This window comes from Spirosoma pomorum, assembly GCF_054776615.1.
In genome coordinates, this window is the sequence record NZ_BAAHBP010000024.1 from 164221 (window position 1) to 181916 (window position 17696).

Genomic DNA, 17696 nt, shown 5'->3' on the forward strand with positions numbered 1-17696 from the left:
GGCGTTTTTATTTAGTAATTAGACAGCTGAGAATCATGGATGAATTTATGCGGGAAGCCATTCGGCAGGCCCGGAAGAGTTTGAGCGAGGGTGGAATCCCCATCGGCTCGGCACTTATTAAAAATGGTGAACTCGTCGCGTCGGGTCATAACAAACGGGTGCAGGAGGACAACCCAATCCTGCACGGCGAAATGGACTGCCTCAATAATGCCGGTCGGGTAGGGTCCTTTCGTGATACGGTTATTTACTCGACGCTGATGCCGTGCTACATGTGTGCGGGTACGATCGTGCAGTTCAAAATTCCGAAGGTTATTGTCGGTGAATCCCGGACGTTTGCGGGAGCGCGGGAGTTTATGGAGCAGCATGGCGTAGAGGTCGTTGACCTGGATTTACCCGAGTGCGTGGATATGATGAATCAGTTCATCGCCGAAAAGCCAACGCTCTGGAATGAGGATATTGGTGAACTATAAAGTAAGCCGCTTACGAAATAAGTAACGATACTTTGTGTAGTAGTTTACTTCGGTGCGTTCGATGACTGCGTAAAAACGTATTTTGCCAGCAAAGAATCGTAACGTACTGAACCTGTGAAACTTTGCTACACCTTAACTACACTGATGGCGCTGTGCGTTATCGGACTGGATACATACGCCCAGCGTTCTGAAATCTGGCAGGAGAAACCCGGTACCTGGCTACTGAACCTGGGAATAGGAACCACTCATTATACCGGCGACCTGAGTCAATGGGGTGATCTAGCTCACCTGCGATTAGGGACGGCGATAAGTATCGCGACCGCTTATCGATTGTCAAAACAGCTAAGCCTACGAGCCGAAGCCCAGGTGTACTATATCCGGGGGAATCAGCGTGAAACCGCATTGAGCTACAACAATCTTTCCTTCTTCAGCGTCAATCCCGATGTGTGGGCGGGTATTCAGGTCGATTGCTGGCCGGTTGATGATCAACACAAAGCGAGTATCCCGTATGCACTGGCGGGTATTGGCGTTACGTACATGACACCACAGGCAACGTACAAAGGCCAGAATTATAGTCTGGCCCCATTGCATACCGAAAATGTTGAGTACAACCGCCTGCCGCTCATTATCCGGTATGGTCTGGGAATACCCGTCCTGGCGACGGACCGTTTTAAACTGCATCTGGAAGGGACCTACACGCACGTAGTGAGCGACTATCTGGACGACGTCAGCACGGTGTATGCCGACCGCACAAAAATGAGTACCCTAGCTGCTGCGTTGTCTGACCGACGATCCGAAATTGGCTTGCCGCCCAATGAAATCGGTGAGCAACGAGGAAACCCCAGCCGAAAAGATGGCTATTTCATCCTCTCAGCCCGGTTTATTTTTGTGTTAATGACAGCTAATCAACGGAATTACCGCCGGATGTTTGGCGGTTAGGGTTTTGGGGGTATTTGCCTTATTTTTGGCCAAAACTAGGTGAGTTATTGCCCGAACCGAATGAGTCCAGCTATTTTCATTGACGCAATACAAAACGAACTTCAGCTTACCCAATACGGGCAAAATCCGCCCGAACTCTACGATCCAATTCGCTACATCATGAGCCTGGGTGGCAAGCGGATGCGTCCGTTGTTAACTCTGATGGCCGCTTCGCTCTTTACCGATGATTGGCAAAAAGCGGTAAAACCGGCACTGGGCGTTGAGGTGTTCCATAATTTTACGTTGATGCACGACGATATTATGGATCAGGCGCCACTGCGTCGGGGACAGCCAACCGTGCACGAAAAATGGAATCAGAATAGTGCCATTCTGTCGGGCGATGTCATGCTGGTGAATGCCTATGATTTGCTGCTGAATGTAGAGCCAAGTAAACTACAGCCCATTATGGTCCGGTTTAGCCGGACGGCGGCCGAAGTTTGCGAAGGGCAGCAGCTCGACATGAATTTTGAAACGCGCTGGGACGTTACGGAGGCTGAATATATTGACATGATTCGGCTGAAAACATCGGTTTTGCTTGGCTACGCACTCGAACTAGGCGGTCGTGTTGCCGGGGCCTGCGACCAGTCAACTCAGCAGTTATACGACGGTGGCGTAAACATCGGGATTGGCTTTCAGTTGAAAGATGACCTGCTGGATGTGTATGGTGACCCGGCGAAATTTGGTAAGCAGGTAGGCGGGGACATTATTGCCAACAAAAAAACCTACCTACTGATCGAAGCGCTGGAGCAGGCATCGGGAGCAGTAAAAGAAGAACTGATCGGTTGGCTAAACGCCACCGACTTTGATAAAATCGAGAAAGTGCAGGCTGTCACGGCCATCTATGACAAACTAGGTATTCGGGAATTGACCGAGAACCGCATTAACATGTACTTCGACCGCGGGTTCGATTGTTTTGAACAGATCAATGCCGACGCTGATCGGAAGAATGTACTGATTCAATTCACCCGCCAACTGATCGAACGAGAAAGCTAATATGAGCGTCACAATATTGATTATAGTGATTACGGCTGGCCTTAGTGTCTGGGCCTGGAATAATTCCAGTATCATGTATGGCTGGGTGTTGAACCCGTACGATGTGGTGAGTAAAAATCAGTATTATCGGCTGATTACCTCTGGTTTTCTGCATGCCGACTGGGGCCACCTGATTTTTAATATGATTACGCTCTACGCATTCGGGGGCGTTATCGAGTACCTATTTGGTGAGCTATTTGGGCCGCTTGGGGGGCTTTATCTGGTATGTTTCTATCTGGCCGGAATTATTGTATCCGACATTCCGACCTTGATAAAGCATCGCCGTGATCCAGGATATAACTCATTGGGGGCTTCGGGGGGGGTATCGTCGATTGTTTTTGCGGCTATCATGTTCAGTCCGCTACAAAAAATCTATATTTTCTTTATCCCAATCGGGATTCCGGGCTTCATTTTCGGTGGTCTGTATCTGGCCTATTCGTATTACGAAGCGCGTCAAAACCGTGGCAACATTAACCACGATGCCCACTTTTACGGTGCCCTGTTCGGAGTAATCTGCATGATTCTGGTCTATCCGCCGGTATTGCCGCAGTTTATTGATCAGATAAGTAACTGGCGTCTTTTCTAACCCCATGTTCCGGCTATTCAGGCAACCCTATCCCACAAACGACTCGCTCATAAAGACGATCCGGAAGGCGTTGATAATCGGGCTGTTCGTCGGGTTGTTTCTGCTCGTATTTCAACCATTTGGCCTGAATCTCTGGCAAACAGAGAACAAGACATGGAAACTACTGGGATTCGGCGCAATAACGGCGGTTGTTACGGCGCTGAATTTCACCCTCTGGTCGAACCTATTTCCTAAGCAATTCTCAGAAACGAATTGGACCGTTGGCCGCGAGATTCTGCTCATTACGTTTAATATCCTGCTGATTGCCGTTGCGAATGGTTTCTACTTGGCTGCTCTGATTGATGATCTTGGTACTACGGGGCTGAATTGGCTGAGCATGGTACTGATTACCTACCTGGTTGGCCTATTCCCCGTGACGGGCGTAGTGCTGCTCAACTACATTACGCAACTTCGAAAATACAGCCGATCGGCCGCTGAGTTATCTGTCCATCCGACAATCCAGGATGCACCTGTTATCAACTCTGAAATCGAAACGGAAGAAAGGGTAGATACTTCATTGCGACTAACCGCCGAGAACGAGAAAGATCACCTAACCCTTCCAACGGCCGACCTACTGTTTATTGAATCGAGTGACAACTACTGCACGGTCGTCTACCTGAAAAACGGCCAGCCCACTAAGCCACTGTTACGCAGTAGTCTGAGCCGATTAGAAAATCAGTTGAACCGGGCGCATATTGTTCGGTGTCACCGTTCTTACCTGGTGAATCTGGACCGCGTTGAGCGGGTGACGGGCAATGCTCAGGGCTATAAGCTTCATCTTCTGAATGGGCAGTTCATTGTCCCGGTAGCTCGCCAGTATAATGATACGCTGGTAGCAGAGCTGAAGGCTTTGTGATTGACCCCGCCGTTTATCCCGATTAGCTAAACCCGTTACCATTCGTCCCAAAAACTGCCGTACGGCCCTTTAAACCGTCATTTTGTATTTCGTCGCTGTAGGTTTGCTTCATCCAAACGCAAACCAAAAACAGCTATGAAAACGCTGATCGTTACCCTTCTGATTACGCACATTGCTACTGGTATAATTGCCTTATTGACAGGACTGATACCCATGTTCTCAAAAAAAGGGGGTAAGCTGCATAACCGAGCCGGCCTAGTCTATGTCTACTGCATGATTACCGTAGCGGTTACCGCTCTGCTGTTGTGTGGACTACAACCGTTCAAGATGATGCGGTTGTTTCTGACCGGCATTGCCGTATTTAGCTTTTATCTGTGCTTTACAGGATGGCGCGCAACCAGTCAGAAAACAGGACAGATCAGCGGTTTTGATCGGGGGCTGACATACGTAACATTAGTTGTAAGCGTGTCAATGGTTGGGTTTGGGCTGTACCTGATCAGCCAGCCAATTAATTCGTTCTTTCCGATCCTGTTCACGTTTTTTGGGATATTGACGGGCGTATTTGCGTCGCAGGATATTCGGCGGTTTGGCAAGCCAACCGAGAAAATGCACTGGTTCTTCCAGCATTTCATCCGAATGGGCGGTTCCTACATCGCTACGTTTACAGCCTCGCTGGTAACAAACATTGATCGCCTGCTTCCTGATAACGCACCAGGCTGGTCGGCTACAGCGGCCTGGATTCTACCTAGCGTCATTGGTGGTATGATCGTCGGCCAGACAGTGAAGTATTACAAGCGGAAATTCAACAAATCAACAATAAAACCTGCGGCTCTGGCGCTCGGGGTGGTAGTATGGTGTATCAGTTTCTCCGCTTCGGCTCAAGTAGTACCCAGCCAAGTGACGGGGAGTATCGTCGACCAGGCTGGGCAACCGGTGGCATACGCCAGCGTTGGTGTCATCAATAAACCAATCGGAACCGTGGCTGACGGGCGGGGGCAGTTTCAGCTCTTTTTGACGACTGACGTAACCACAACTGATAGTATTCGGGTGTCATTACTGGGGTACGGCACCAGAACAATGAAAGTTACTGAACTGGTGACGGGCTCGACAGTCGAGTTAACGGAGAAGAGTACCACGCTGGATGATGTCTCCGTCCGGACAAGCCGACTGAGCCAGAAAGTAATTGGGAATAAAAATACGGATGCCTCGATGCGCACCAATTTTGCGATCAGTGGCAAACCCCGGCAAAACCTGGGTGCTGAAATCGGTCGGGTGTTTTCGGTGCCCAAGAAAGGGGCATTTCTGGATGAGTTTGCTTTCTACGTCAGCGCCAATAACTTCGATTCGACCCGGATACGTATTAATGTGTACAGCGTTGAGCGGAATTACCCGACTGGTAATCTACTTCAGCAACCGATTTATGTCGACATAAAATCGAAGCAAACGGGCTGGGTTACCGTCGATCTGCGCCCTTACAATCTGTATGCGGAAGACGACGTCGCCGTTGCGGTGGAATGGGTCAACTATAGCCAGAAAGGGTCATACCTGGGTATACCCATCACAATGCCGTCCATTGGCGCTACCCACCTGTACAAATATGGCAGTCAAAACCGCTGGAAGAAATACGGCCAGATGTCGGCCTGTATGAACCTGACATTGGCTTGTAAGTAAGGGCAGTCTCGTTTACAGGCGACTCTTCGCGATGGGTAACGCTTTTTCGGCCCACTGCTTCATCTGCTTGCCTGAATAATGCAGCCCGTCGTTGGCAAACTGCGTAGCATCGCCGGCCGCCTGGCGAGTCAATGGCGTAATATCGACGTAAGAAATTCCTGCTTTCCGGCACTCATCCTGTGCAATCGCATTAAACGCGTCGATTTCGGCCGCAATCTGTTCTGGGTTGCGGCCGTTGGCGTAGGGGGATTTACCCCAGTCGGGTGTGGAAAGAACAAAGACGTGGTTGGCGTTCCCCTTCGCAAACGCGACCGCCGTTTTCAACAGCGCTGCAAACTCGGTTCGATACCGTTCCCGACTTTGCCCCCGGTACTGATTGTTGACACCAATCATCAGCGAAACCAGGTCGTACTGATTTGTATTGCCGCTGGCGCTAATGGCTGCCTGCAACTCGGCCGTTGTCCAGCCCGTGCGAGCAATGATATCTGGGTCGCCAACATCCAGCCCATCTTTACGTAACATACCCGCCAACTGCACACTCCAGCGAGCCGACGCATCGACGCTTTCGCCAATAGTATACGAGTCGCCGAGGGACAAAAAACGGTAGGCTGATTTTGCGCTGTCAGGGTTCAGGATCATGCTGGATTCCGTTGATGATTGCGTACAGGCAAATAAAAAGGGAAGAAGCGCCAAAATAAGTTTCATAGACGTACGGTAAACCGATTGCTGCAAGTTGATAAGGAGATATACGACGCACGGCGCTTCTAAGATGGGTACGGTATAAAAATGGTCAGACGAGACGATCGATTAGTATATAATCCTGATTTGTTTTTATACTTACGCGTTAAAATACAACAAAAGAACTCCTACTCGTGTACAAGCAATCTTCCTCCCGATCGCGGGCTGTTCCTTCCTCTCGACGCTTGCTGGCTCTTTCGGCCGTTGGGGTACTGGCGGGCGGTCTATTCGTGAATGCCTACCAGCACCGGTCGCTGAACGGCGCATCGAAACCGTTTCTGGAACAGCTGTTCGCGCAGCTTACCGACGACGATAAACACGACCCGAAATACGCCGTTGGCAGTCTGAACGTAGCGCCGGGTCTGGAAGCAACGCTGTTTGCCGCCGAGCCAATGCTGATTAACCCGACCGATATCGATGTTGATGAGAAAGGACGCGTCTGGGTCTGTGAAGCATACAATTATCGACCAGCAATCAACGGAAATCCAACCCGTAAGGAAGGCGACCGGATTGTGATCCTGGAGGATCAGAACGGCGATGGAAAAGCCGATGTGAGCAAGGTTTTCTACCAGGGAGCCGATCTGGAATCACCTCTGGGAATCTGGGTACACGGCAATCAGGTGATCGTTTCTGATAGCCCGAACGTATGGGTATTTACCGACGAAAACGGTGATGACAAAGCCGATAAAAAAGAACTGCTTTTTACCGGGATCAGTGGTGAACAGCATGACCACGGCATGCACACGTTCGTTTTTGGCCCGGACGGAAAATGGTATTTCAACTTCGGGAACGAAGGCGGTCAATTAAAAGACAAAGATGGTAATCCGATTATTGATCAGGTAACGGGCAAGCCTATCGACAAACAGAACTTCCGGCAGGGGATGGCCTTTCGCTGCGACCCCGGCGGGAAAAACGTGGAGGTGCTGGGCCAGAATTTCCGAAATCCCTACGAATTGGCGGTCGACTCCTATGGTACGATCTGGCAGTCGGATAATGACGACGATGGTAACAAAGGCACGCGCATCAACTACGTCATGGAAGGGGGGAGCTATGGCTATACCGACGAGTTGACAGGTGCAGGCTGGCAGGCCAACCGGACGAACCGGGAGTCAGACATTCCGTTACGCCACTGGCACCTGAACGATCCGGGTACAGTACCAAATATGCTGCAAACCGGCGCGGGTTCACCAACGGGCATTGTCGTGTACGAGGGTGATTTACTGCCCGAGCAGTTCCGTAATCAGGTCATTCACTGCGATGCAGGACCGAACGTAGTACGGGCGTATCCTACGCAAATGAATGGTGCGGGTTACAAAGCCTCGATTGTCAATCTGCTGGAAGGCGCGCGTGACCAGTGGTTCCGTCCGGCGGACGTATGCGTTGCCCCCGATGGCTCACTGATCATTGCTGACTGGTACGATCCCGGCGTTGGTGGCCACCAGGCCGGTGACCAGCAGCGGGGACGTATTTACCGACTGGCTCCGCCCAATTCGCCGTATAAAGTACCCACTTTGAACGTAACAACGACGGAGGGGGCCATTCAGGCCCTACAAAGTTCAAATATGGCCTTCCGCTACGCGGGCTGGAATGCGCTTCGGGCAATGGGTAGCAAAGCCGAAAAACCGCTGGCCGCTCTGTACAAAAACTCAACTAACCCACGAATGCAGGCGCGAGCACTCTGGTTGCTGAGCAGACTGGATAACGGTAAAAAATACCTGGAAACCGCGTTGAAAAGCCCGAATGCTGACTTGCGTATCACGGCCTTAAGGGCTGCTCGCGAGCAGAAAATAGACATCATCCCCTACGTAAAACAACTCATCAAAAATCCGGTAGCTGGCGCAGGTGACGCTGCTGTGCGCCGGGAGTGTGCGATTGCGTTACGTCGCAATACGTCGCCCGAGGCTCCCGCTCTGTGGGCACAATTGGCCAGCAAGCATGATGGGGTCGACCGCTGGTACTTAGAAGCACTGGGTATCGGAGCCGAAGGCAACTGGGATAGTTATTACGCTGCCTGGCTGAAACAGCAACAGGCTGACCCACTTGCCAACGCGGCTGGCCGGGATATCGTCTGGCGTGCCCGGACAAAAGAATCGGTTCCTTTGCTAGCCAAGTTGGCTGGTGATCAAGCTACACCACTCGACCAGCGGTTACGGTATTTCCGGGCGTTTGATTTTAACCCCGCCGGCGCAGAGAAATCGAATGCCTTACTGGCTCTGTTGCAGGCAAATAGCGGTTCGGTAGCGGTAACGAAGCTGGCGCTACGTCACCTGGACCCAGCTTTCGTGAAAACGTCGCCTGTTGCGGCCAAAGCACTAAGCACGTTGCTCGATGATGTGTATAAAACGCAGCCACAGGAATACATTGAACTCGTTGCCCGCTACGAACCTGCTTCCGAAAACGACCGGTTGAAACAATTGGCGATGACCAAACCGCTGGAAGGAGTTGGTCGGGATGCCACGCGGCAACTCCTGAAACAAAAGGGTGCTTCGCTTGTCTGGGACGCTCTTAACAGCAGTGACACAAAACAGGCACAAACAATGATAACGGCGTTACGCCGGGTTGGTACGAAAGAATCCATCGAAATTCTGAAAACGGTGGCGCTGGATGAAAAACGACCCACTGACCTGCGCCGGGACGCAACCCGTGCGCTAGGTGGTAGCTACGACGGTGAAGATGTCGTGCTGGCACTACTCCGCTCGGGTGAGATCAAAGGGCAATACAAGACGGCAGCCGTTCAGGGGGTTAGTGGGGCGTGGCGGAAAATGATTCACCAGGAAGCAGCAACCTACCTCGACGCACCATCGACAACGAGTAAGAAACTACCGTCTACGCAGGACCTGATGGCCATGAACGGCGATGCCACCCGTGGTCTGACTGTATTTAAAACCAATTGCTCGATCTGCCACCAGGTCAATGGCGAGGGCATGGATTTTGGGCCGAAACTCTCCGAGATTGGCTCTAAGCTACCTAAAGAAGGACAGTACCTAGCTATTCTACACCCCGATGCAGGGATTAGCTTCGGTTACGAAGGCTACGAAATCAAATTCAAGGATGGCAGTACGGTAGCCGGGATCATTTCGAGCAAGACCGAAACGGACTTGCAGGTCAAGTTTCCAGGCGGTGTAGTTTCCAACTACAAAACTGCTGATGTGGTATCGATGAAGCAACTGGATTCGTCCATGATGCCTTCGGGATTACAGGAAGCGATGAGCACGCAGGAACTGGTCGATCTGGTCGACTATCTGGCCACCCTAAAAAAGAAACAATAATTGTCCAACAGTATGCCGCTTTGGCGGTAACCCTTCCATTTTACTTATGCAACGACGTAGTTTCGTAAAATCATCGCTAGGCGTAGCCGGGACGGCCATGTCAACGGGTTTGGTTAGTAGTGCAATGGCCGCTCCAAGCGCATCGGTGGCTAAACATACCTTTAAACTCAAATACGCCCCCCACTTTGGCATGTTTGAGAACAATGCCGGGAAAGACCTGATCGATCAACTAAAATACATGGCCGATCTGGGCTTCACAGCGCTGGAAGACAATGGAATGATGGGCCGTGATCCAGCCACGCAGGAGAAAATTGGCAAGGAAATGCAGCGTCTGGGAATGACGATGGGTGTGTTTGTGCTTGATAAAGGCGGCAACTCCCAGAACACACTAGCTGCTAATAAACCTGAACACGTCGAAATATTCCTGAACGGATGCCGGAAGGCGGTAGAAACCGCAAAGCGCTGTAATGCAAAATTCACAACTGTGGTACCCGGCGACTTTGACCGGAGTCTCCCGATTGGCGTGCAGACTGGGAACGTAATCGATGCGTTACGTCGGGGTACCGAAATTCTGGAACCAGCAGGGCTGACCATGGTACTGGAGCCGCTTAGCGACACGCCTAACCTGTTCCTGCGTACGTCCGATCAGACGTACGAAATCTGCCGGGCGGTGAATAGTCCATCGTGTAAGATTCTGTTCGACGTCTATCACATGCAGAAGAACGAAGGGCATATCATTCCGCACATCGACTGGACCTGGAAAGAGATTGGCTACTTCCAGATGGGAGACAACCCCGGTCGAAATGAACCAACAACCGGCGAAATCAACTACAAAAACATCTTCAAACACATCTACCAGAAAGCCAAAGCCGAAAACAAGGAGTTCATTTTCGGGATGGAGCACGGCAAATCAAAGCCCGGTAAAGAAGGCGAAGAAGCGCTGGTAAAAGCGTATGTGGAGGCAGACAGCTTTACGGTATAGAGGAGAGGGAGGACGGAGAAAAGGAGCGTAGTAGAACTCCTTTTCTCCGTCCTCCCTCTCCTCCTTTTTTACAGTACTACCACCGAGTTTTCTTCTCCCGAAACTCCGCTGGCTACGTATTTATCAGCTTCCCAGTCATTTTCCCAGGTGCTGCCGTCGAGGACATAACGGTATTGGTATTCATTCCCTACGGGCAGTTCGACGATAGCCTTGAACGAGCCATCCTTTTGCTTTTTCAATTCCTGGGCTGCTGTATCCCAGTTATTGAATTCACCGGCTACAAAGATTTTTTTTGCCCCATTAACCGCTTCTGCTGGTACTACAAACGTTACTTTACAAACAGGCTTACTTTTGAGGAATTGTTTGGCGACTGCCATATTGGTTGACATTTGGTTTGTTACTGCAAAATTATAGCACTAAATAAATAAAGTCATAACTATCAGGCTGTTGAGTGTAAATATTCTTAAAATAGTACTAAAGGCTATGTCTTGTATTATAGTTACAGGAAATATGACCCTATAATTATCCCGGAAATTTAGTGTTCTGACAGAAGTTCATCTGCAATTTTTCTGACCTGTTCGATTCGTTCTGAAAATGAACCGCTTACCAGCTCATAGGAGATTGAGCGTTGGTCGAGTTCATTCCGGAAGCGGTTCATCATCTCCTGCCGTCGGCCGCCGAGGTCACGTAGTCCGTCGGCTATCCAGGGAACATCGATGTTTAACAGTACGTACTGATCGTACTGAATTTGTTGCTCCAGCTCGAACAAAACTGGCGGTACTTCGTCCAGGTAGACGGACGAGTAAATCTGTGTTGTGATCAGATCCGTATCGCAGAATAGAATCTGATTTGCTTCCTGTTCGGCTGCTTGAACGGCCGCAGTCTGGGCGTAGCCGATCCGGATAATATCATCCCGCGAAAAGTCGTTCGTAAAAACCATATCCCGCGATACCTCGGGCACAAATATCGTTTGGTATTCTTCTGCCAACTGACGCGCCATGGTGGTCTTGCCAACGCTTTCGGGGCCGTACAGACAGATCTTGACGATACGGGATGACGTTCGTATGGGGCTCATGCGGTTTGGTTTGAGTAGGATCGGTATTCGCGGGTCCAGTACCAGGCCCCCTGGAAGGCAACCAGACAAAAAACGGCATATTCCAGACTGATGAACTTGACCCCCTTGATGTAGTAAATGTAGGTGCTGATGAGGTCGACCAGCAGCCAGACCCACCAGCATTCCAGCTTCTTTTGGATCATCATAAACGTACCGATAATGCTCATTACGGTCGTAAACGAGTCAAGGTAGGGGAATGCGCTCGGCTGGCTGAACGCGACCGGAAACCAGATGTGCAGGTTCTGCGCGAAGGTGCCCAGCGCCAGCGTAGCAACCAGCCCACCCAGTAGCGACAGGTACAACGGTCTACCCAGCAAACGGGTAATGCGTAATTCGTTCTGCGCGTCGGCTTCACCGGCTTTTGGGTGCGTCCAGCGCCACCAGCCCTGTAGGTTGGTAACCAGAAAAAACACCTGCAAGAACATATCCGGGTAGAGCTGAATCTGGTAGAAGAGGAAAAAGAACAACGTAACGCTGGCGGCTCCCACAGGCCAGCTCCAGACGTTGGCGCGGGCCGCGAGTAGGGTAGCCAGCGCTCCCAGCGTAGCTCCGGTGAACTCCAGGTAACTCATGGAGTAGCCCCAGATGGTAAAAAAAATGGTATTGATATCGAAAAAGTCGGTCATTCCGGAGCAGATCAGGCGGGCTTCATTTACCTTTAGCCTTGCAAGTATACAGCGCAATTCGCTTTCGAAAGACCCTTACATACAGTTCTACTGCGAACTCGTTATGACCGTTGATACCCCTCGACTGACGCTGATGACGCTCACACTTGAGCAATTGGCTTTGCACATTGCTAATGATCAACGACTGGAGCAGTCGCTGGGATTACGGAAGGGGCACCGGGCCGTGGTGGAACCCGTGCTTAGCGTCATCACGCACTTTACCATTCCCCGCCTGCGCGATCCTAAAAACGATCCGTTGTTCCACACCATGTGGATCGCCATCGATAAGCAAACTGAACAGATCGTAGCCGAAGCTAAATTTAAGGGAGAACCCGATGAAACAGGGACGGTTGAAATTGGTTACGGCACGTATCCGGCCTACCAGCGAAAAGGGTACATGACCGAAATGGTGAGCGCAATGGTTGAATGGGCTGGGCAACAGCCCGATGTATGGCGTGTCGTGGCCGATACTGAGGTCGAAAACGTAGCGTCGCAGAAAGTACTCGAAAAGAACAACTTTCAGCTATTCGACCGGATTGAAGAGATGCTCTGGTGGCAACGCCTGTTTGACTGATTCTTCAGTAGAAAGCTTAGAGAAAAGTTGATTCTGTCTTAGTAGCGGACTGGTTCTAGGAGCGGGGTTATTAAAACGTAAAAAAAAGGTCGATCAACAGATAATTGTCTGTTGATCGACCTTCGTATATCGAAAAGATAGCTGTTTAAACCGCGAAGCTTTCGCCACAGCCGCAGGTACGGGTAGCGTTCGGGTTCTTAAACTGGAATCCTTTACCGTTCAATCCGTCTGAGAAATCAAGTTCGGTACCAGCCAGGTACAGCAGACTTTTGCGATCTACCAGGATTTTAATCCCTTTATCCTCAACCAGGTGATCGGTTGGCTGCTGCGTGGCATCAAATTGCAGGTCGTACATCAGGCCCGAGCAACCACCACCTTCTACGGCTACGCGAATTGCAGTATCGTCAGCAAGACCGTCTTTATGACGCAGTTCAATTATCTTATTTTTGGCAATTTCTGAAACAGTGACCATGGGTAAACGGGGGTCTATATTGACGCGAATCAATGCTAATCCCTTAACTTTCCGCCAAAGGGAAAAGTTCTTTAACTACTCACGTCTGTCATCGGCAATCAATACGGACAGGGTAATCCGCTCGTTTACAGAATAGAGCGATCATGAATAGTACGAATGAGTAATCAAACAAGGGGGATTTTAGTAAGCCTATTGATGTGTCTGACGGTGGTAACCTACGGTCAGTTAGTTGTAGGATCAGCCCGATACACGCAACCTGGTGTTGACGTACTGAATTATAATTTCTCGCTCACGCTGAGCGATTCGACAAATCGGATTTTGGGTGAAACAACTATCCGATTTACTCGCGCCGATGATCGGCAAACGGTCTGGTTTGACCTGGTTGGGGGAAAAGACGAGTCGGCAACGGGCATGAAAGTACGTCAGGTCGTTACCACTGACAAAAAAACGATTCCCTTCACCCAGCGAAACGACAAGGTGTTCATCAACCTGCCCCCGGCCGCTAATCTGCCGACGGAGGTAACGATTACGTACGACGGGGTTCCGGTTCAGGGGCTTATCATCAGTAAAAACAAGTTTGGGGAACGGACGTTCTTCGGCGACAACTGGCCCAATAACGCCCGGCATTACCTCCCGGTAGTCGATCACCCATCTGATAAGGCAACCTGCTCGTTTAGTGTCAATGCTCCGGCTACGTACCGTGTTGTCTCAAACGGCAAATACATGGGCGAAAATGCGTTGCCCGGAAACCGGAAGCTGACGCGCTGGCAGGAAAGCACGCCCATTCCCACGAAAGTTATGGTGATCGGTGCGGCCCGCTTTGCTGTCGACGAGGTTGGTTCAGTAAATGGCATTCCAGTGCAAAGCTGGCTGTATCCACGCGACAGTCAGAAGGGCTTTATTGATTACCGGCCAGCCAAAGAGATTCTGCAATATTTCATCAGTAAGATTGGGCCGTATGCCTTCGAGAAACTGGCTAATGTCGAATCCACGACGGTGTTTGGCGGCATGGAAAACGCCAGTTGCATTTTCTACAACGAGAAAGCGATTGTCGGTAGCAAGGATTCGGATATGGAAGCATTGCTGGCTCATGAGATTGCGCACCAGTGGTTTGGCAACTCGGCTACCGAAACCGACTGGTCGCAACTCTGGATGAGCGAGGGCTTTGCCACGTATTTCTCGGCGCTTTACCTCGAACATGCCTATGGTCGTGATACGCTCAACGCCGTCCTGAACCAGAACAAAAATCAGATTTTCCGGTACACGGCGCTCAAACCCAAAGCTACCATCGTCGATTCGGCAACGACAAATTTGAACGAGCTGCTCAATCCGCTGAATTACCAGAAAGGTGGCTGGGTGCTGCACATGCTCCGGAACGAAGTGGGCGACGATACGTTCTGGAAGGGAATTCGGTCATATTGTGAGCAGTTTCGCCTACGTAACGCGCAGACCAGCGATCTACAGGTCGTGATGGAAAAAGCGTCGGGCAAAAAGCTGGGACGCTTTTTCGAGCAATGGCTTTACGAACCCGGCTACCCGGAAATCGTATGGGGTTCCAACTATGATGCCGACAAACAGGCGCTGGTTGTCGACGCTCGACAAGCACAGCGTACCGGAACTGTCTTCACCATTCCGCTGACGTTTAGCTTTCGCGACGCCAGCGGCCGAGAAATTCAGCGCTCCCCGCGCCTGACGATGGATCAGCAGAATCAGACGTTCACAATACCGTTGTCGGCCAAACCAACCTCGGTTGTGATCGACCCCGACAATACGGTGCTGATGCGCGCCACGCAGATGGGCAAATAGAGGTACTGGTTGTTAGCTGCGTTACGTCATCAAAACCCAACCACTAGACGAAGTCCTGGATTTACCTGTTTGAAAAACCCGTTCATGTACACATCGGCCTGTACTTTCAGCAACCCGTTCTGGTAGACGATAGCCCCAACATTAACGGTGTTAGGGGCGAAAAACGAACCCGACCGATGCACAGGTAACCCAACGTAAAACGAGGCAATATGCTTCGTAAAGTTCGTTGTACGACTGTCCCTGTCTTTCCGGTAAAACGATACCCCCGCACGAACGAAGTCGTTCCTGAAGGTCTGAAATGAGTTGTCGGCATTGGTTCGGAAAAAGAAGTTGGACGTGTATCCAACAAAATAACCCACCTGCTTAAAGCGAGTCGGTACGATTTCCAGGTCGAAGTTGAACGACGGTACCCACTGGTTACGAATCAGGCCAACGCCAATACCCGGACGAAAGCTTAGAAACGGATCGCCGATGAGGCCGGGTGTCTGAAACGTGGGTTTGCCGGTAAGCGGCTGGATCAGGTTGAAGGCGTAGCGCGGATTGGTCAGGTTATGGTGTTTGAAAACACGCACCGATTCGAGCGCTTGTTCCACTTTTGCGTTGACCCCACCCGCTTTGAGTATTCCCTCAAGGTCCCGAAGATTATTGACGAAAAAATAGACCGCAAAGTCAGTTGGTAGCTCCCGTGCCGAGGTCGACATCCAGACTGCTAACAGGGTATCCTGCTTCGTCTTCACTTCAACGGGGCTTTCGCCATCCCGAAACCGGAAATCTGTTGTCGATTGAGGGGCAGAGCGTACCGCCATATCGCGATTATCGGGGCGGAGTTTAAACAGGGTATGGACTGATCGCGTCGGGCTTTGGGCTGTATCGGCCACATTCCGGTAATCATCCAAAAACAGCCGGAGTACCGAGTCAACGTTTTTGTGCGCCTGTACCTGTTCGTACCGATCGAATCCAATCAGTAACGTATTACGCTGTCCCAGATCAATTTCGATGTGATTTAGGCCAATAAAATTCCGTTTGGCCCGCGGGTCGGCTAAGTGATTGCCAGCTGATTGGCACAATGATTCTCCAACTGTGCTCAGCAGGAGCACAGCAACAAAGCAGAATAAACGCATGATTTTGTTGGTTTGATTAGTTGTTTAAAGGCATGGTCAGAGCCGGTGGCCGATTCTCCGATCCAGTAGTGGTACGTTGTCCGTTCGTAGACGATTCATCATCACTACGACGACCAGCCCCTAACCGGACAAAATGGTTGATTCGGTAAATTTGAGGAGCTGATTCGTCTTCGGCCCGCAATTCGTTCTCGTGCATTACCCGAAACCGGCGCTTTGGTGTAACAACGGCTACGTTCGCTTTGCGGGATACGGGTACAGCTACCACCACGGACGTAGCCGTGGGCTCTGCTGCCTGAAAAACGGGCTCTGGTTCTGACGATATGGACGCAGTGGTTACGTCGTCAGGACTGAATTGGGGTTTATTAAGCGTGTTACGTTGCCGTTTTGATTGATGCGCTTCTGCAATTGCGGGGGCAGAGTCAGAGTGAGGAATAATTTCTGCCTGCTTTGGACTGGGTTTAGCGTTAGACTCAGTCTTTGGACGGTAGGTCGCCACCGACGTAGCCGAGCCTGTTTTCGGCTCTGTGCTCGAAAAAGGCCACACCAGCCAGCTAATCACCAGTCCGGCTACACAAGCGGCCGATAGCCACCACCCTGTTTGCCAACGAGCGGGTTTGGCCTGGAGTTCAGGACGTAGCTGCCCCCATAGGCGCTCCGAATCGAACGACGAACCGGGCGGTGGGGCGTCGGGAAGGCGGCTCAGCGTTTGCCGCACCCATTCGTCAGGTAGTTCGTCGTTTTTCTGTTTCATAGCCGTTCTGAAGTAACCAGGTTTGTAAAAGCGCCCGCGCCTTGCTCAACTGTGATTTGGATGTGTTTTCGGTGATGCGTAGCTGTTCGGCAATTTCTCGATGGGTGAAGCCTTCGATGGCGTATAAGTTGAACACCGTTCGATAGCCGGGCGGTAACTCACGGATAAGTGCATAAATTCGTTCGGCATCCAGTCCAGTATCGGGTAAGGGGACACTGTCGGCCACAATCTCGGCCTCATCCTCAGCCTGGAAAAGAGGCAGGTGCCGATTTGCTCGCAGATGCTGTAACGATTCATTCACTACAATACGTCGCAACCACGCTTCCAGCCCGTTGTCGTCGCGGTACGTAAAAGCGTCGATCCCCCGAAACGCTTTCAGAAAAGCCGTCATCAGCACCTCTTCGGCTTCCGGCTCACTGCGAACGTAACGTAAGCTGACGCGGAATAACCGGTTCGCATACTGATCGAACAGCCGTTTCTGGGCAAAGGCATTCCCGCGCTGGCACTGTTCAACCACTTGCTTCGACATGATATCAACCGATTACATTGACAGAAATGCCGCTTTCGCCAAA

General features: G+C 51.0%; 18 protein-coding genes. 10 read left to right on the plus strand and 8 right to left on the minus strand.

Translation table 11 applies throughout. From position 1 onward, the window contains the following. Positions 1 to 35 precede the first annotated feature (35 nt). The 6 genes from ACYVAD_RS14205 (at position 36) to ACYVAD_RS14230 (ending at position 5632) form a co-directional block, all read left to right on the plus strand. A complete protein-coding gene (locus tag ACYVAD_RS14205; protein ID WP_461140164.1) occupies positions 36 to 470 on the plus strand; it encodes a nucleoside deaminase in 435 nt (144 codons plus the stop codon). Between the two features lie 114 nt (positions 471 to 584). Continuing rightward, on the plus strand, positions 585 to 1409 hold the full coding sequence (locus ACYVAD_RS14210) for a hypothetical protein (protein ID WP_461140165.1): 825 nt from the start codon (positions 585 to 587) through the stop codon (positions 1407 to 1409). Positions 1410 to 1469: 60 nt separating this feature from the next. Continuing rightward, positions 1470 to 2441 carry a polyprenyl synthetase family protein gene (locus tag ACYVAD_RS14215; protein ID WP_461140166.1) on the plus strand — a complete coding sequence of 324 codons (972 nt, stop codon included), beginning with the start codon at positions 1470 to 1472 and terminating at the stop codon, positions 2439 to 2441. 1 nt (position 2442) lies between these two features. Continuing rightward, positions 2443 to 3066, plus strand: coding sequence for a rhomboid family intramembrane serine protease (locus tag ACYVAD_RS14220; protein WP_461140167.1), 624 nt, complete (start codon positions 2443 to 2445; stop codon positions 3064 to 3066). 4 nt (positions 3067 to 3070) lie between these two features. Next, entirely contained in the window at positions 3071 to 3961 is an 891-nt protein-coding gene (locus ACYVAD_RS14225; RefSeq protein WP_461140168.1) for a LytR/AlgR family response regulator transcription factor, read from the plus strand. A 135-nt stretch (positions 3962 to 4096) separates the two neighbouring features. Further along, complete coding sequence (locus ACYVAD_RS14230) at positions 4097 to 5632, plus strand: carboxypeptidase-like regulatory domain-containing protein (RefSeq protein ID WP_461140169.1); 1536 nt, start codon at positions 4097 to 4099, stop codon at positions 5630 to 5632. 12 nt (positions 5633 to 5644) lie between these two features. Here the strand turns inward: ACYVAD_RS14230 and ACYVAD_RS14235 are convergent, their stop codons facing one another. Continuing rightward, positions 5645 to 6337 (minus strand): SGNH/GDSL hydrolase family protein, encoded by a 693-nt coding sequence (locus ACYVAD_RS14235; protein ID WP_461140170.1) that lies wholly within the window; start codon positions 6335 to 6337, stop codon positions 5645 to 5647. 167 nt (positions 6338 to 6504) lie between these two features. Here ACYVAD_RS14235 and ACYVAD_RS14240 point away from each other — a divergent pair, with 167 nt between their 5' ends. Both ACYVAD_RS14240 and ACYVAD_RS14245 read left to right on the plus strand, forming a co-directional pair. Beyond that, positions 6505 to 9639, plus strand: coding sequence for a PVC-type heme-binding CxxCH protein (locus ACYVAD_RS14240; RefSeq protein ID WP_461140171.1), 3135 nt, complete (start codon positions 6505 to 6507; stop codon positions 9637 to 9639). Between the two features lie 46 nt (positions 9640 to 9685). After that, entirely contained in the window at positions 9686 to 10621 is a 936-nt protein-coding gene (locus ACYVAD_RS14245) for a hydroxypyruvate isomerase family protein (RefSeq protein WP_461140172.1), read from the plus strand. Positions 10622 to 10689: 68 nt separating this feature from the next. On the opposite strand, the gene ACYVAD_RS14250 is transcribed toward ACYVAD_RS14245, so the two are convergent. The 3 genes from ACYVAD_RS14250 to pnuC all read right to left on the minus strand — a co-directional run bounded on the left by ACYVAD_RS14250 (position 10690) and on the right by pnuC (position 12361). Further along, positions 10690 to 10998, minus strand: a complete 309-nt coding sequence (locus ACYVAD_RS14250; protein ID WP_461140173.1) for an isoamylase early set domain-containing protein — start codon at positions 10996 to 10998, stop codon at positions 10690 to 10692. A 158-nt stretch (positions 10999 to 11156) separates the two neighbouring features. After that, entirely contained in the window at positions 11157 to 11696 is a 540-nt protein-coding gene (locus tag ACYVAD_RS14255) for an AAA family ATPase (RefSeq protein ID WP_461140174.1), read from the minus strand. After that, positions 11693 to 12361, minus strand: coding sequence for a nicotinamide riboside transporter PnuC (pnuC, locus tag ACYVAD_RS14260; RefSeq protein ID WP_461140175.1), 669 nt, complete (start codon positions 12359 to 12361; stop codon positions 11693 to 11695). The genes ACYVAD_RS14255 and pnuC overlap by 4 nt, the downstream gene beginning before the upstream one ends. A 103-nt stretch (positions 12362 to 12464) precedes the next feature. Here pnuC and ACYVAD_RS14265 point away from each other — a divergent pair, with 103 nt between their 5' ends. After that, positions 12465 to 12974: a GNAT family N-acetyltransferase gene (locus tag ACYVAD_RS14265; protein ID WP_461140176.1), complete on the plus strand. Its 510-nt coding sequence runs from the start codon at positions 12465 to 12467 to the stop codon at positions 12972 to 12974. A gap of 145 nt (positions 12975 to 13119) precedes the next feature. Here the strand turns inward: ACYVAD_RS14265 and ACYVAD_RS14270 are convergent, their stop codons facing one another. After that, positions 13120 to 13446 carry a HesB/IscA family protein gene (locus ACYVAD_RS14270; RefSeq protein WP_176564794.1) on the minus strand — a complete coding sequence of 109 codons (327 nt, stop codon included), beginning with the start codon at positions 13444 to 13446 and terminating at the stop codon, positions 13120 to 13122. Positions 13447 to 13602: 156 nt separating this feature from the next. Between ACYVAD_RS14270 and ACYVAD_RS14275 the strand changes: the two genes are divergently transcribed. After that, on the plus strand, positions 13603 to 15252 hold the full coding sequence (locus ACYVAD_RS14275) for a M1 family metallopeptidase (RefSeq protein ID WP_461140177.1): 1650 nt from the start codon (positions 13603 to 13605) through the stop codon (positions 15250 to 15252). Positions 15253 to 15281: 29 nt separating this feature from the next. Here the strand turns inward: ACYVAD_RS14275 and ACYVAD_RS14280 are convergent, their stop codons facing one another. From ACYVAD_RS14280 to ACYVAD_RS14290, 3 genes are read right to left on the minus strand one after another with little or no spacing between them, the layout of a single operon-like run. Then, a complete protein-coding gene (locus ACYVAD_RS14280; protein WP_461140178.1) occupies positions 15282 to 16373 on the minus strand; it encodes a hypothetical protein in 1092 nt (363 codons plus the stop codon). 16 nt (positions 16374 to 16389) lie between these two features. Further along, positions 16390 to 17124, minus strand: coding sequence for a hypothetical protein (locus ACYVAD_RS14285; protein WP_461140179.1), 735 nt, complete (start codon positions 17122 to 17124; stop codon positions 16390 to 16392). Then, the gene (locus ACYVAD_RS14290; protein ID WP_461140180.1) at positions 17096 to 17653 is read right to left on the minus strand and encodes an RNA polymerase sigma factor; all 558 of its coding nucleotides are present in this window, start codon (positions 17651 to 17653) and stop codon (positions 17096 to 17098) included. The genes ACYVAD_RS14285 and ACYVAD_RS14290 overlap by 29 nt, the downstream gene beginning before the upstream one ends. Positions 17654 to 17696 lie beyond the last annotated feature (43 nt).

Bases quoted from the DNA above. Each gene is read 5' to 3' on its own strand.
- ACYVAD_RS14205 (WP_461140164.1), top strand. From the start codon at position 36: ATGGATGAATTTATGCGGGAAGCCATTCGGCAGGCCCGGAAGAGTTTG.
- ACYVAD_RS14215 (WP_461140166.1), top strand. From the start codon at position 1,470: ATGAGTCCAGCTATTTTCATTGACGCAATACAAAACGAACTTCAGCTT.
- ACYVAD_RS14220 (WP_461140167.1), top strand. From the start codon at position 2,443: ATGAGCGTCACAATATTGATTATAGTGATTACGGCTGGCCTTAGTGTC.
- ACYVAD_RS14225 (WP_461140168.1), top strand. From the start codon at position 3,071: ATGTTCCGGCTATTCAGGCAACCCTATCCCACAAACGACTCGCTCATA.
- ACYVAD_RS14230 (WP_461140169.1), top strand. From the start codon at position 4,097: ATGAAAACGCTGATCGTTACCCTTCTGATTACGCACATTGCTACTGGT.
- ACYVAD_RS14235 (WP_461140170.1), bottom strand. From the start codon at position 6,337: ATGAAACTTATTTTGGCGCTTCTTCCCTTTTTATTTGCCTGTACGCAA.
- ACYVAD_RS14245 (WP_461140172.1), top strand. From the start codon at position 9,686: ATGCAACGACGTAGTTTCGTAAAATCATCGCTAGGCGTAGCCGGGACG.
- ACYVAD_RS14250 (WP_461140173.1), bottom strand. From the start codon at position 10,998: ATGGCAGTCGCCAAACAATTCCTCAAAAGTAAGCCTGTTTGTAAAGTA.
- ACYVAD_RS14255 (WP_461140174.1), bottom strand. From the start codon at position 11,696: ATGAGCCCCATACGAACGTCATCCCGTATCGTCAAGATCTGTCTGTAC.
- pnuC (WP_461140175.1), bottom strand. From the start codon at position 12,361: ATGACCGACTTTTTCGATATCAATACCATTTTTTTTACCATCTGGGGC.
- ACYVAD_RS14265 (WP_461140176.1), top strand. From the start codon at position 12,465: ATGACCGTTGATACCCCTCGACTGACGCTGATGACGCTCACACTTGAG.
- ACYVAD_RS14270 (WP_176564794.1), bottom strand. From the start codon at position 13,446: ATGGTCACTGTTTCAGAAATTGCCAAAAATAAGATAATTGAACTGCGT.
- ACYVAD_RS14275 (WP_461140177.1), top strand. From the start codon at position 13,603: ATGAGTAATCAAACAAGGGGGATTTTAGTAAGCCTATTGATGTGTCTG.
- ACYVAD_RS14280 (WP_461140178.1), bottom strand. From the start codon at position 16,373: ATGCGTTTATTCTGCTTTGTTGCTGTGCTCCTGCTGAGCACAGTTGGA.
- ACYVAD_RS14285 (WP_461140179.1), bottom strand. From the start codon at position 17,124: ATGAAACAGAAAAACGACGAACTACCTGACGAATGGGTGCGGCAAACG.
- ACYVAD_RS14290 (WP_461140180.1), bottom strand. From the start codon at position 17,653: ATGTCGAAGCAAGTGGTTGAACAGTGCCAGCGCGGGAATGCCTTTGCC.